The organism is Lentzea jiangxiensis, assembly GCF_900104175.1.
In the GTDB taxonomy this organism is placed as follows: Bacteria; Actinomycetota; Actinomycetes; order Mycobacteriales; family Pseudonocardiaceae; genus Lentzea; species Lentzea jiangxiensis.
In genome coordinates this window covers 484,039-496,061 of record NZ_FNIX01000002.1, presented here as the reverse complement: position 1 = coordinate 496,061, position 12,023 = coordinate 484,039, and the positions used below count along the sequence as shown (strand labels likewise).

The 12,023-nt window shown below is 71.5% G+C and carries 11 protein-coding genes; 2 read left to right on the top strand and 9 right to left on the bottom strand.

Annotation, left to right across the window (positions count from 1 at the left end):
* Positions 1-99: 99 nt before the first annotated feature.
* Entirely contained in the window at positions 100-1,995 is a 1,896-nt protein-coding gene (locus BLQ91_RS43325; RefSeq protein ID WP_281199329.1) for a serine/threonine-protein kinase, read from the bottom strand.
* A 178-nt stretch (positions 1,996-2,173) separates the two neighbouring features.
* Between BLQ91_RS43325 and BLQ91_RS09855 the strand changes: the two genes are divergently transcribed.
* A complete protein-coding gene (locus BLQ91_RS09855; protein WP_090096415.1) occupies positions 2,174-3,010 on the top strand; it encodes a hypothetical protein in 837 nt (278 codons plus the stop codon).
* Here the strand turns inward: BLQ91_RS09855 and BLQ91_RS09850 are convergent.
* A complete protein-coding gene (locus BLQ91_RS09850; protein ID WP_090096414.1) occupies positions 3,007-3,444 on the bottom strand; it encodes a DUF6069 family protein in 438 nt (145 codons plus the stop codon). The two genes, BLQ91_RS09855 and BLQ91_RS09850, sit on opposite strands and share 4 nt — an antisense overlap.
* Positions 3,445-3,551: 107 nt before the next feature.
* On the opposite strand from BLQ91_RS09850, the gene BLQ91_RS09845 reads away from it, so the two are divergent.
* Positions 3,552-4,121: a TetR/AcrR family transcriptional regulator gene (locus BLQ91_RS09845; RefSeq protein ID WP_176959645.1), complete on the top strand. Its 570-nt coding sequence runs from the start codon at positions 3,552-3,554 to the stop codon at positions 4,119-4,121.
* Positions 4,122-4,124: 3 nt separating this feature from the next.
* On the opposite strand, the gene BLQ91_RS09840 is transcribed toward BLQ91_RS09845, so the two are convergent.
* From BLQ91_RS09840 to BLQ91_RS09810, 7 genes are all read right to left on the bottom strand, one after another.
* On the bottom strand, positions 4,125-4,424 hold the full coding sequence (locus tag BLQ91_RS09840) for a helix-turn-helix domain-containing protein (protein ID WP_143022578.1): 300 nt from the start codon (positions 4,422-4,424) through the stop codon (positions 4,125-4,127).
* A gap of 167 nt (positions 4,425-4,591) precedes the next feature.
* A complete protein-coding gene (locus BLQ91_RS09835; RefSeq protein ID WP_090096411.1) occupies positions 4,592-5,815 on the bottom strand; it encodes an ROK family transcriptional regulator in 1,224 nt (407 codons plus the stop codon).
* 52 nt (positions 5,816-5,867) lie between these two features.
* The gene (locus BLQ91_RS09830; protein WP_090096410.1) at positions 5,868-6,875 is read right to left on the bottom strand and encodes a sugar phosphate isomerase/epimerase family protein; all 1,008 of its coding nucleotides are present in this window, start codon (positions 6,873-6,875) and stop codon (positions 5,868-5,870) included.
* Positions 6,876-6,889: 14 nt separating this feature from the next.
* Positions 6,890-8,026, bottom strand: coding sequence for a Gfo/Idh/MocA family protein (locus BLQ91_RS09825; RefSeq protein ID WP_090096745.1), 1,137 nt, complete (start codon positions 8,024-8,026; stop codon positions 6,890-6,892).
* A gap of 47 nt (positions 8,027-8,073) precedes the next feature.
* Positions 8,074-9,099 carry a substrate-binding domain-containing protein gene (locus tag BLQ91_RS09820; protein ID WP_090096409.1) on the bottom strand — a complete coding sequence of 342 codons (1,026 nt, stop codon included), beginning with the start codon at positions 9,097-9,099 and terminating at the stop codon, positions 8,074-8,076.
* Positions 9,100-9,144: 45 nt separating this feature from the next.
* Positions 9,145-10,176, bottom strand: a complete 1,032-nt coding sequence (locus BLQ91_RS09815; RefSeq protein ID WP_090096408.1) for an ABC transporter permease — start codon at positions 10,174-10,176, stop codon at positions 9,145-9,147.
* The gene (locus BLQ91_RS09810; RefSeq protein WP_090096407.1) at positions 10,173-11,681 is read right to left on the bottom strand and encodes a sugar ABC transporter ATP-binding protein; all 1,509 of its coding nucleotides are present in this window, start codon (positions 11,679-11,681) and stop codon (positions 10,173-10,175) included. The genes BLQ91_RS09815 and BLQ91_RS09810 overlap by 4 nt, the downstream gene beginning before the upstream one ends.
* Between the last annotated feature and the right edge of the window lie 342 nt (positions 11,682-12,023).

Here is a 12,023-nt window from a genome sequence, read left to right as displayed (position 1 = left end):
TGACAACCCCTTGCGCAGGCAGCACTTCCGGCGGGGATGACCCGCGCGTGCCTGCCGCCGACGAGAGAGCGGGTCAGGTGCGGCGCGACGAACGCGGGTCTAGTACTTCGTCAGGATCGAGGTGTTCCACCACAGGTGGAGCTTGTCGAGGACGTTGATGTCGCCCGGCTTCTTCAGCGCGCCGATCGTGAGGGTCTTCGAGTCGACCCACCACACCTGGGCGGTGCCGGCCTCGAGGAAGCACGTCGTGAATTCGCCCGGCAGCGGGCCGGACATGTCGCGCCAGAAGAGCGCGTAGTGGATGGGGTCGTCCTTCGGCCGGCAGCCGCCGCGGTCGTCCCTGCGCGGGATGCCCCGGCTCGTCACCAGCGCCTGGAAGTACGCGTCCTGGGCGGCGCGGTCGGCGAAGAGGCGGAACTCGGCCACCTCGGGGGTGGCGAGCCTGGGGTCGTCGGCGGTGTTCGGGGTGCCGCAGCGGACCGCGGCGGCCACGCCGTTCTCCGGAGTGGCGGACACGCACGAGTTGGCGGTCTTGTAGACGCCCGGCAGGGCGTTCATCAGGGTGTCGTCCTGGGGTGAGCGGGTCGTGGTGGTGGTCTTCGACGCGCTCGTGGTGGTCGTGGTCGTCTTCACCGTCGTGGAGCTGGTCGGGGTGGTGCTGGAGGTGCCCGAGCCGAGCTTCCTGTCGCCGTTCGCGGCGATCAGCAGCGTTGTGACGACCGCCGCCACGACGGCGAGGGCGCCGCCGACGAGGGCGAGGTGCTTGGCGCGGGAGCGGGAGCCGGGCTGGGACCGGGCCGGTGGGTACTGGGGCCGGGGGCCGGTCGTGGTGTGCCCGAAGCCGGACGGGGGCCACGAGGGCTGGTGCTGCGGACCGGTCGTCGCGGGGTGCGGCGGAGCGGTCAGCGGGGGTCGGCCGGCGAGCGGGAACTGGCCGCCGGGTGGGGTGGCGAGTCCTGCGGGCGGGGTGCCGGGGCCACCGGGCATCGGCTGACCGCCGGGTGGCGTACCGGGGGCCGACGGACCACGCGATCCGGCGGGAGCACCGGGCCGGCCGGGAGCGGAAGCGCCGAACGGTGCCGCCGCGCCGAACCCCGGTGGAGGCACGGGAGCGCCGAACCCCGGCTGCCCACCGGGCGGAGTCACCGGCGCGCCCGGCAACCCGAACCCCGCGGCCGGAGCCGTCAGGGCGAGCGCTGCCGCACGGGCGAACTCCCCGGCCGTGGCGTACCGATCCGCCGGGTCCTTCGCCATGCCCTTCGCGATGACGTCGTCCAGGGCCGCCGGGACCGCCGGGTTCAACGGCGAGGCCTTGGGCGGCTCCTCCTTCATGTGCGCCCAGATCTGCGCCGCCGTGCCTTCCGCGGTGAACGGGCGCCGCCCCGCCACGCAGGCGAACAGCACGCACGCCAGGGCGTAGACGTCGGCACGGCCGTCCACCGGAACGCTCTCGAAGCGTTCCGGGGCCATGTAGTCGAGGGTGCCGACGACGGAACCGGACGCCGTCAGGCTCGTCGCGGCCGGCGAGGCGCTGCGGGCGATGCCGAAGTCCACCAGGTACACGAAGTCGCCGGAGGTCACGAGGATGTTGGACGGCTTCACATCCCGGTGCACGAGGCCGTCGGCGTGCGCGGCGTCGAGGGCGCTCGCGACCTGGTCGACGATGCGCACGGCGCGGGACGGGTCGATGGGGCCGTCGCTGATCAGGTCCGAGAGGTCGGCGCCCTCGACCAGCCGCATGTCGAGGTAGAGGCGGTCGTCGATCTCGCCGTAGGCGTGGATCGGGATGACGTGCGGCTCGCGCAGCCGCGCGACGATCTGCGCCTCCCGGCGGAAGCGGGCCCGGAACTCCTCGTCGTCGTGGTAGCCGGGCGACAGCCTCTTGAGCGCCACGATCCTGTCGTGCGCCGTGTCGTAGGCGCGGTGCACCTCGCCCATCCCGCCGCGACCGAGCAGTTCCTCGATCCGGTACGGCCCGAACGTCTCTTCCGTCATCGTCCTCGTCGTCCCGAGCGCCATGTCCGTCCGTGTCGACGCGCGCCGACCGGCTCGGGTTCCGCAGCCTGCGGGGAGCAGCCTACAAAGTCGTGATCCGGCGAGGTGGCGGAGTGCGAGAACCCATCTCATCCGTTCGGACGTCGTGCCTCGCGGCCGGGTGGATGAGGATGCGACGGTGGCGATCAAGAGACGGCGGGGCCGCGGCGCGATCTCGGCTCGGGTTCGGCGGGGGTGGGAGCTCGTCACCACGACCTTGGCGCTGCTCGCCGGCGTCTACCTGGTCCTGACGACCATCGAGCCGACGCGGATCGTGCTGGAGCGCTACGTCGGCAAGCTCGACCTGCAGGGGCTGGTCGCGCTGGTCGCCGTGATGCTGGAGATCGCCACCATCGCGATCTACCAGCACGGCAGGGACGTCCGCGCGCTGCGGGCGCTGATCACCGAACGGGAGCGGCGCGACGTCACGCACTCCCTCACCGACGTGCTGGCGGTCATGGGCGCGACCGGGACCGGGCGGCGGGCGCGGCAGGTGGAGGTGCTGGGGCTGACGCTGAACACGACGTGGCCCGCGCTGGCCGCGTGGCTCACCTCGAACGCCCCTCCGCACGGCTGGAAGGTGACGCTGCACTGCCTGGACCCGGACTTCCTCGCACGGTCCGGCGAACTGCCCGAGGACTGGGCCGCCGAGGCGCGGCGCAGCCAGCACCGCATCCGGTCGTTCCTCGCCGACGAGGCCGACGACCTCGCGCGCCGCAAGATCACCGTGGAGCTGAAGCCTTACGCGTGCGTGCCCGTCGTGCACGGCTTCCGCTTCGGTGACGGCACGGTCTTCCTGTCGTACCTGCAATGGACCGAGAACGGGCGCATCCGGCCGTTCGAGTTCTACGACCGCATCGGCACCGACGACCCCTCCCCTCGCGCGGCGCGCTACCGGGACCTGTTCGACAGCTGGCTGCACCGGGTCGGCACCAAGCCGCCGGACCAGGAGGACGTCGCCGGCCCGCTCGGCTAGCTCCTGTTGCCGAGCGGCAGAACGCGCGACAGCGTGGGCACCGCGATCGCCGCGACGACGACGTGCATGGCGACGAGCGCGAGCGAGTTCACGATGCTCGCGCCTCCCGCGAGGATGCCGATGTCCGGGATCCAGGAGGCGATGACGACCGCGGGCACGAGGGACCGCAGCACCCGGCGCGGGCGGACGGCGAACCGGCGGACGAGGTACCAGCCGAGCGTGCCGAGCAGGATCCCGATCACCGTGGCCGGCGCGTACTCGGCCAGCGCGAGCCCCATGCGCTCGGTGCCCTCGGGGATGAACTTGCCCGCGACGAAGGCGATCAGTGCGTTGGCGGCCACGGAGACGACCGCGGCGCCCAGGAGGCTGACGACGATCTCGCCGGTGGAGGGCGCGAGAACTGAGGAGCGTGCGGGGAGGCTGGTGTCGGCCATGGCCCTGTCCTTCGATAGGCTGAATGCAAGCGGTCACTTGCAATCAAGGTAGCCATCCCGGCCACACTTGTGCAAGTGCCCACTTGCATTTGAGCGAGGAGGAGTGTGTGGCCGGCCGGGTGCCCGACGAGAAGGTGTTCGACGCCGTGCTGGCGGTGATCGCCCAGCAGGGCTACGAGCGGGCGACCACGCGCGCCATCGCCGACGCCGCCGGGATCAATGAGGCCACGCTCTTCCGGCGCTTCACCTCGAAGGAGAACCTGCTGCGCCAGGCCGTGCGCGGCAACTTCAAGGGATTCGCGCTCGACCTCGGCTCACCGGGCGACGACGTGGAGGCCGACCTCGTCACGATCGTGAGCTACTACGCGAGGCTCTACGAGACGCGGGGCGGCGTGGTGCTCACGCTGATGCGGGAGGCGAAGTTCAGCCCCGAGGTGGCGGCGGTGCTCGCCGAGCCGGAGAAGCTGCTGGAACGGGTCGACGAGGTGATCCTGCACCACCAGCGGCGAGGCGCCCTGGTCGTGGAGCCGCCGCGGCACACGTTCTTCGCTCTGGTCGGCCCGCTGATGATGCGGTCGCTGGCCCGGCGGGTCGACCGGCGGGCGACCCAGGCGCCCGCCGATCCCGTGGCCGTGGTGCGGCGGTTCCTCGACGGCCACCGGCCGGTGGGCGCCTGAGCCCTACTCCCCCACTGCCCGCGGCGGCACCGCGGACAGCCAATCCAGCTCGGCCGCGAGCACACCGAGCTGGAACCGCGACTGCACGCCGAGCAACGACTGCAGTCGTGAGATCCGCCTGTTCAAGGTGCGCAGGCTGACGTCGAGCTCACGGGCGATCGCCCGGTCCGTCGCGCCGGTGCGCATGAGACCCAGCAGGTGCTGGGTCGCCGTCGTGGGCTCCTTGCCCACGGCTGCCACGAGCGCGCGCGTTCGCCCAGCGGGGTGTGCGGCCACCCCCGGTGTAGCGCGGGTCACAGTCATGAGGTGACGGTAGGCAGACTATTGGCGACTGTCAATCAAAAGTCATCGGCTTGTTGTCATATCGAACCCATCTTAAGGATGAGCGCCGTCATTACCCAGGTGCGCGAACGCCAGGAAGGCCTCCGTGCGGATGCACGAAGGCCTTCCTGGGCAAGCAACAACGGGTGTTACGTGGCGTGAGAGGAGAGCTGCACCTCGCGCGTCGAGACACCCGCCGCGATCTCACCGAGCCGCGCGTCCAGCACCTCCGGCGACAGCACGTGCCGCACCACCATCGCGGCCGCCCCCAGCGCCCCGGCCGTCACCCCGGCGCCCGAGGCGACGATCCGCAGGTTCTCGGTGGCCAGCGGCAGCGAGCGGCGGTAGATCGACTCGCGCACACCCGCCAGCAGCATCTCGCCCGCCTCCGCGAGCAGACCGCCGATGACCACGAGCGACGGGTTGAACATGCTCACGCACCCGGCGAGCACCTCACCGATGTCACGCCCCGCCTGCCGCACGACGCGGCCCGCCTCGAGGGTGCCGCCGCGGACCAAATTCACCACGTCGGCCGTCGAGTGCGCGGGATGTCCCAGGCCGCGGAGCTTCGCGGCCAGCGCGGGACCGGCGGCGACCGCCTCCAGGCACCCGGTGTTGCCGCACCGGCAGAGCACCTCGCCGCCGTCGGGGACCCTGATGTGCCCGAGGTCGCCCGCCGCACCCGCCGCGCCGCGGTGCAGCACGCCGTTGCTGATCAGGCCGGCGCCGATGCCGGTCGCCGCCTTCACCACGATCATGTGGCGGACGTCCGGGTGCGAGGCGGTGTGCTCGCCCAGCGCCATCAGGTTGACCTCGTTGTCGACGAGCACCGGCACGCCGAGCTCCGCCGTGATGGCGGCCGGCACGTCGAAGCCGTCCCAGCCCGGCATGATCGGCGGGTTGTTCGGGCGGCCGGTGGAGTGCTCGACGGGGCCGGGCAGGCCGATGCCCACGCCCGCCACCTCGGCGGCGGGCACGGTCGTCAGCAACGAGCGCCAGGTGGCGACGAGCAGCGGCAGGATCGCCTCCGGCCCGTCCGCGACGTCGAGGTCCACCTGTTCGACCGAGAGCAGGCGGCACGAGAGGTCGGAGACCGCGACCGTGGCGTGGGTGGCGCCGACCTCGGCCGCCAGCACCAGGTGGGCGCCGGGGTTGAAGCCGAACCGGCCGGCGGGACGGCCGCCGGTCGACTCCCCCGTGCCGCTGCCGGTCACCAGGCCCGCGGCCACGAGCAGGTCGAGCCTCGCCCGCACCGTGGACCGGGCGAGGCCGGTCGCGGCCACGATCTCCGCACGGGTGCTCGGGCCGCCGTCCATCAGCATGCGCAGCACAGCGGCCGGCGACCCCGCCTCGACACCCAAGGTGCTCTCCATCGATCAATTGTCCCATCGGCTCCGCGAGGCGGGCTCTCGTCCCGCGCCCCGGTCAGCCGCCGGAGCTGAACGCGGCGTCGAACGACGCCGACGGCGGGTCGAAGGCGTTGCGGCGGATGAACTCGAGCGCCTCGGGGGCGCCGACGAGCCGGTCCATGCCCGCGTCCTCCCACTCGACGCTGATCGGCCCCGAGTAGCCGATGGTGTTGAGCATCCGGAACGACTGCTCCCACGGCACGTCGCCGCGTCCGGTGGAGACGAAGTCCCAGCCGCGCCGCGGGTCCGCCCACGGCAGGTGCGAGCCCATCCGGCCGTTGCGGCCGTTGCCGACCTGACGCCGGGCGTCCTTGCAGTCGACGTGGTAGATCCGGTCGCGGAAGTCCCACAGGAACCCGACCGGGTCGAGGTCCTGCCAGACGAAGTGCGACGGGTCCCAGTTCAGCCCGAACGCCGGCCGGTGCCCGATGGCCTCCAACGCGCGCACGGTGGTCCAGTAGTCGTAGGCGATCTCCGACGGGTGGACCTCGTGCGCGAACCGGACGCCAACCTCGTCGAACACGTCCAGGATCGGGTTCCAGCGGTCGGCGAAGTCCTGGTAGCCGGCGTCGATCATCGACGTGGGCGCCGGCGGGAACATCGCGACGGTCTTCCAGATCGACGAGCCGGTGAAGCCCACGACGGTGTCGACGCCGAGCTTCGCCGCGGCCCGCGCGGTCATCTTCATCTCCTCGGCCGCGCGCTGCCGCACGCCCTCGGGGTCGCCGTCGCCCCAGTTGCGGGCGGACAGGATGCCCTGGTGCCGCTCGTCGATCGGGTCGTCGCACACGGCCTGACCGGTGAGGTGGTTGGAGATCGCCCACACCCGCAGGTCGTGCTCGGCGAGGACCGCGAGCCGGTCGGCGACGTAGTCGTCGTCCTCCGCCGCGCGCCACGGGTCGAGGTGGTCGCCCCAGCAGGCGATCTCCAGACCGTCGTAGCCCCAACCCGAGGCAAGGCGGCAGACCTCCTCGAACGGCAGGTCGGCCCACTGGCCGGTGAACAGCGTGATCGGACGTGCCATCTGGGGTCTCCTCCTCAAAGCTGCTGCCAGGTGCGGGACTCCGCGCTCGCCTCGACGGCGGCGAGGACGCGCTGCACCTGGAGCCCGTCGGCGAACGTCGGTGCGGGGTCGGCGCCCTCGGCGATGGCCCGCACGAGGTCGACGGCCTGGTGGGTGAACGCGTGCTCGTACCCGAGACCGTGCCCGGCGGGCCACCAGGCACCGACGTACGGGTGCTCCGGTTCGGTGACCATGATCCGGCGGAACCCGGCGACGGACGAGTCCTCCGCGCCGTCGAAGAACTGCAGCACGTTCATGTCCTCGAAGTCGAACGCCAGGCTGCCCGCCGAGCCGTTGACCTCGATGCGCAGCGCGTTCTTGCGGCCGTTGGCGAACCGCGTGGCCTCGAACGAGCCGAGCGCGCCGCCGGCGAACCGCGCCAGGAACAACGCGGCGTCGTCCACGGTGACCGGCCCGGTCTCGTCGGAGGCGGTGCCGGACAGCCCGGAGTGGCTGGTGGCCAGCGGGCGCTCCGGCACGAACGTCACGAGCGTCCCCATCACCTCGCTGATCGTGTCACCGAGGATGAACTGGGTCGCGTCCACGATGTGCGCGCCGATGTCGCCGAGCGCGCCGGAACCGGCCTTGTCCTTGTCGAGCCGCCACGACAGCGGCGCGGCCGGGTCGACGATCCAGTCCTGCAGGTACTGGGCGCGAACGTGGTGGATCCGCCCGAGCCTGCCCTGCGCGACCAGGTCGCGGGCCAGGCCCAGGGCCGGGACCCGCCGATAGCTGAAACCGACCATCGCGCGCACACCGCGCTGTGCGGCGCGTGCGGCGGCCTCGGCCATCGCGGCCGCTTCGTCGACGCTGTTGGCCATCGGCTTCTCGCACAGCACGTGCTTGCCCGCGTCCAGCGCGGCGATCGCGATCTCGGCGTGCGTGTCGCCCGGCGTGCAGATGTCCACCACGTGCACGTCGTCGCGGTCGAGCACGGCCTTCCAGTCGGTCACGGCCTCCGCCCAGCCGAGGCGGTCGGCGGCCGCCGCGGTGCGGTCCGCGTCGCGGCCGGCCAGCACGGACATGACCGGCCGCAGCGGCAGGTCGAAGAAGCGCGGCGCGACCCGCCACGCCTGGGAGTGCGCGGCTCCCATGAAGGCGTGGCCGATCATCGCGATGCCAAGGTCCTGCGTCGTCACAATGCGGTCCTCTCAGGTTCTCAGGACTCGAAGGCGGTCGGCAGGTAGCGGTCGACGTTGTCCTTCGTCACGACAGGCGCGTAGAGCTGCACCTGGCGCGGGATCTCCACCTCGACCAGGTCGCCGAGGCTCTTGTTCTGCACGGCGAGCCGGGCGAGGCGGATGCCGTCCGCGCCCTGGGTGGACGGGTAGATGACGGTCGCCTTGTGCGGGCCGTTGTCCGCCTTGATCTCGCGCATCACGTTCGCCGAGCCCGCGCCGCCGACCATGAAGAACTCGCTGCGACCGGAGTTCTTGATCGCGGCGGTGACGCCGACGCCCTGGTCGTCGTCGTGGTTCCAGAGCGCGTCGATCTTGGGCGCGGCCTGCAGCAGGTTCGCGGCGGCCCGCTCACCGCTCTCGACGGTGAACTCGGCGGCGACGCGGTTGCCGACCTTCAGCCCGCAGCCCGAGAGCGCCTCCGCGAAGCCCTTGCTGCGGTCCTGGGTCAGAGGCAGCGAGTCGATGCCCGCGATCTCGGCGACGACGGCGTTCGGCTTGTCCTTGAGCCGCTCGCAGACGTACGTGCCGGCGGAGACGCCCATGCCGTAGTTGTCGCCCAGCACCGTGGAGCGGGCGGCGAACGGGCTGTCGAACTGCCGGTCGACGTTGATCACGGTGATGCCGGCCTTCATGGCCTTGAGCGCGACCGGGGTGAGTGCGGCGCCGTCGAACGGCAGCAGGACGATCGCGTCCACCTTGTCGTTGATGAACGTCTCGACCTGGCTGATCTGGAGGTTGACGTCGTTGGTGCCCTCGACGACGCGCAGCTCCACGTCGGAGTACTTGCCGGCCTCCTTCTTCGCGGCGTCGGTGATCGCGGCCATCCAGCCGTGGTCGGCCGCCGGGGCGGAGAAGCCGATGACGACCTTGTCGCCGGGCTCGTCGTTGGCGACCTTCGCGCCGCCTCCCTGGTCACCGCCCTGGCTCTGCGGCGTGTTGCCGGTGCAGGCGGTGAGCGCGAGCGCGGAGGCGGCGACGAGAAGGGTGATTCTCTTGAGTTGCATGGGGTTCTTTGTCTCCTCGGGTGGCAGCGGTCGTGAGGTGCGGCGTCAAGCGCCGCTGCGTCGGGCGAGCCGCTGCTGCAGGAGGACGGCGACGACGATGATCGCCCCCTTCGCGACGGCCTGGGCGGAGATGGAGAGGTTGTTGAGCGTGAAGACGTTCGACAGCGTGGTGAAGATCAGGACGCCGAAGACGGTGCCGGCGATCGTGCCGCGCCCGCCGGAGAGCAGAGTGCCGCCGATGACGACCGCCGCGATGGCGTCGAGCTCGTACAAACCGCCGTGCGTCGCGCTTCCGGTGGTGGTGCGGGCGATGAGCATCACGGCGGCCAGCCCGCAGCACAGGCCGAGCAGCGTGTAGAGCATCACGGTGTGGCGCCGCACGTCGATGCCGGCCAGGCGCGCCGCCTCCGGGTTGCCGCCGACGGCGAACGTGCGGCGCCCGAACGTGGTGCGGTTGAGCAGCACCCAGCCGCCGGCGGCGACCAGCGCGAAGATCACCACGAGCACCGGTACCCCCAGCACCGACGCGTCGAAGAACGCGGTGAAGCCGGGCACGTTCACGATCTGCGTCTTGCGGTTGGAGATGATCTCGGCGAGCCCGCGTGCGGCGGCGAGGCTCGCCAGGGTCGCGATGAACGCCACGACCCGGCCGTAGGCGATGAGCGCGCCGTTGACCAGCCCGCACGCACCGCCCACCAGCAACGCGGTGAACACCATGACGATCCAGTGCGAGTCGTTCGCGATGCCTTGTGTGGCAAGGGTCGTGGCCCACACCGAGGACAGCGCGACGATCGCGCCCACCGACAGGTCGATCCCGCCACCGGTGATCACGAACGTCATGCCGACGCTCACGACCCCGATCACGGCGGCGAGCCGCAGGATGGTGAGCACGTTGTCGACGTCGGCGAACCGGTCCCCGGCGGTGACGACACCGCCCAGGCACAACAGGACCAGGGCGACCACGAGACCCGTGTTGCGCCCGGCCGGCGAGCCGAGCAGCGCCGAGATGCCGGATTCCTTCTTCGCCGGAGCACTTTTCACTTGCTGCGCGGGCACGGCGGCGGTGTCCTCGCTCATGCGGCGTGTCCTTCCATGACCAGGTCGAGGACCCGGGACTCGTCGATCTCGTCGGCCGGGCCGTCGTGGACCACCCGTCCCTCACGCACCACCAGGACCCGGTCGGCCAGACCGAGGACCTCCTCGACGTCGCTCGACACGACGACCACGGCCACACCGGAGTCCGCCAGCGCGCGGATGAGCTCGTAGATCTCGCTGCGCGCACCCACGTCCACGCCGCGGGTGGGTTCGTCCAGCAGCAGCACCCGGCACTCCCGCAGCAACCACCGCGCGAGCACGACCTTCTGCTGGTTGCCGCCCGACAGCCCGCGCACGACACGCTCGACGCCGGCGGGCCGCACGTCGAGCGACTCGGTGAGCGTGGCCGCACGGGCGCGTTCGGCGCGGTCGTCCAGGAACCCGAAGCGGGCGAACGACGACATCGAACTGACGGTGATGTTGCGGTACACGGCCTGGTCGAGCAGCAGCCCCTGGCTCTTGCGCTCCTCCGGGCACAACCCCATCCCCGCGCGCACGGCCGCGCCGACACTCCCGCGGCGCAACCTCCTGCCGTCGACCTCGACGGTTCCCCCGGCTGCTTTCCTCGCGCCGTAGACGGTTTCCAGGATCTCCGACCGCCCGGACCCCACCAGGCCCGCGAGCCCGACCACCTCCCCGGCGTGGACGGTGAAGTCCACTTCGCGGAAGCGGTCCTCGTCAGCCAGCCCGCGCACCTGCAGCACCACGGGCGCGGCCGGGTCGACCGGTTTCCGCCGCGGGTACACGTTCTCCAGCACCCGGCCGGTCATCAACGCGATCAGGTCCGCCGTCTTGACCTCACGCGCGTCCAGTCCCGTCGCGACGGTGCGGCCGTCCTTGAGCACGGTCACCCGGTCGCCGATCTCCCTGATCTCGGCCAACCGGTGCGAGATGTAGATCACCGCCACCCCCTGGGCGGTGAGCTCCCTGATGATCCCGAACAGCACCCGCACCTCGTCCGGGTCCAGCACGGCGGACGGCTCGTCCATGATGAGCAGCTGCCCGTCCAGCGACAGCGCCCGCGCCATGCTCACGATCTGCTGGTGCGCCACTGACAACCGGCCGACATCGCGGTCGGGCGAGATCTCCGGGTGCCCGAGCCGTCGCAGCAACGCCCGCGTCCTGCGCCGTGCGTCGGCTCGCTTGGTGAAGCCCGCCTTGGACAGTTCGTGCCCGAGGAAGACGTTGTCCGCCACGGACAACCCCGACACGAGGTCCAGCTCCTGGTAGATCGCGGCGACACCGCTGCGCATCGCCGCGGTCGGGTTGCCGAACTCGACGACCTCGCCCCGCCAGCGGATCTCCCCCTCGTCGGGCCGATGAGCACCGGACAACACCTTGATCAGCGTCGACTTGCCGGCACCGTTCTGCCCGAGCAGGCAGTGCACCTCACCGGCGCGGACCTCGAAGTCCACGCCACCCAGGGCCGTCACGCCGGGAAAGCGCTTCACGACCCCCCGGACGGACAGCAGTGCGGCGGCCGTCATCGGGACACTCCCGTCCACGGCCGGTCGAGCGCGCGGCAACGCGCGGGTGAGCTCGCCATTGAGTCCTCCGGGGGCCTGGCAACCGTTGTGCCAGAAGGAATTCGGCCTTACGAGGACTCACCGTAGGAGCGGGTTTTCAGCCGGTCAAGGTAGTTGAAGTGGCACATATCGGCCATCTTTTCCCTTGACCAGAAGGGGTGGCGGAGGCCAGTCCGCCGCGTCGGACGGAGCCGCGGAGGTGAGCGTAGGCGGCAGCGGAGGCGGTTGGCGAGCCGGACGCGGGAGACGGGCGCACGCATCCGGTCACCCGGGCCCCCGCCGACGACCAAGAGGTGGCGGCGC

Coding starts and splice junctions, on each gene's coding strand:
- BLQ91_RS09810 (WP_090096407.1), bottom strand. CDS start 11,681: ATGACGGCCGCCGCACTGCTGTCCGTCCGGGGGGTCGTGAAGCGCTTT.
- BLQ91_RS43325 (WP_281199329.1), bottom strand. CDS start 1,995: ATGACGGAAGAGACGTTCGGGCCGTACCGGATCGAGGAACTGCTCGGT.
- BLQ91_RS09850 (WP_090096414.1), bottom strand. CDS start 3,444: ATGGCCGACACCAGCCTCCCCGCACGCTCCTCAGTTCTCGCGCCCTCC.
- BLQ91_RS09815 (WP_090096408.1), bottom strand. CDS start 10,176: ATGAGCGAGGACACCGCCGCCGTGCCCGCGCAGCAAGTGAAAAGTGCT.
- BLQ91_RS09830 (WP_090096410.1), bottom strand. CDS start 6,875: ATGGCACGTCCGATCACGCTGTTCACCGGCCAGTGGGCCGACCTGCCG.
- BLQ91_RS09840 (WP_143022578.1), bottom strand. CDS start 4,424: ATGACTGTGACCCGCGCTACACCGGGGGTGGCCGCACACCCCGCTGGG.
- BLQ91_RS09835 (WP_090096411.1), bottom strand. CDS start 5,815: ATGGAGAGCACCTTGGGTGTCGAGGCGGGGTCGCCGGCCGCTGTGCTG.
- BLQ91_RS09820 (WP_090096409.1), bottom strand. CDS start 9,099: ATGCAACTCAAGAGAATCACCCTTCTCGTCGCCGCCTCCGCGCTCGCG.
- BLQ91_RS09825 (WP_090096745.1), bottom strand. CDS start 8,026: ATGATCGGCCACGCCTTCATGGGAGCCGCGCACTCCCAGGCGTGGCGG.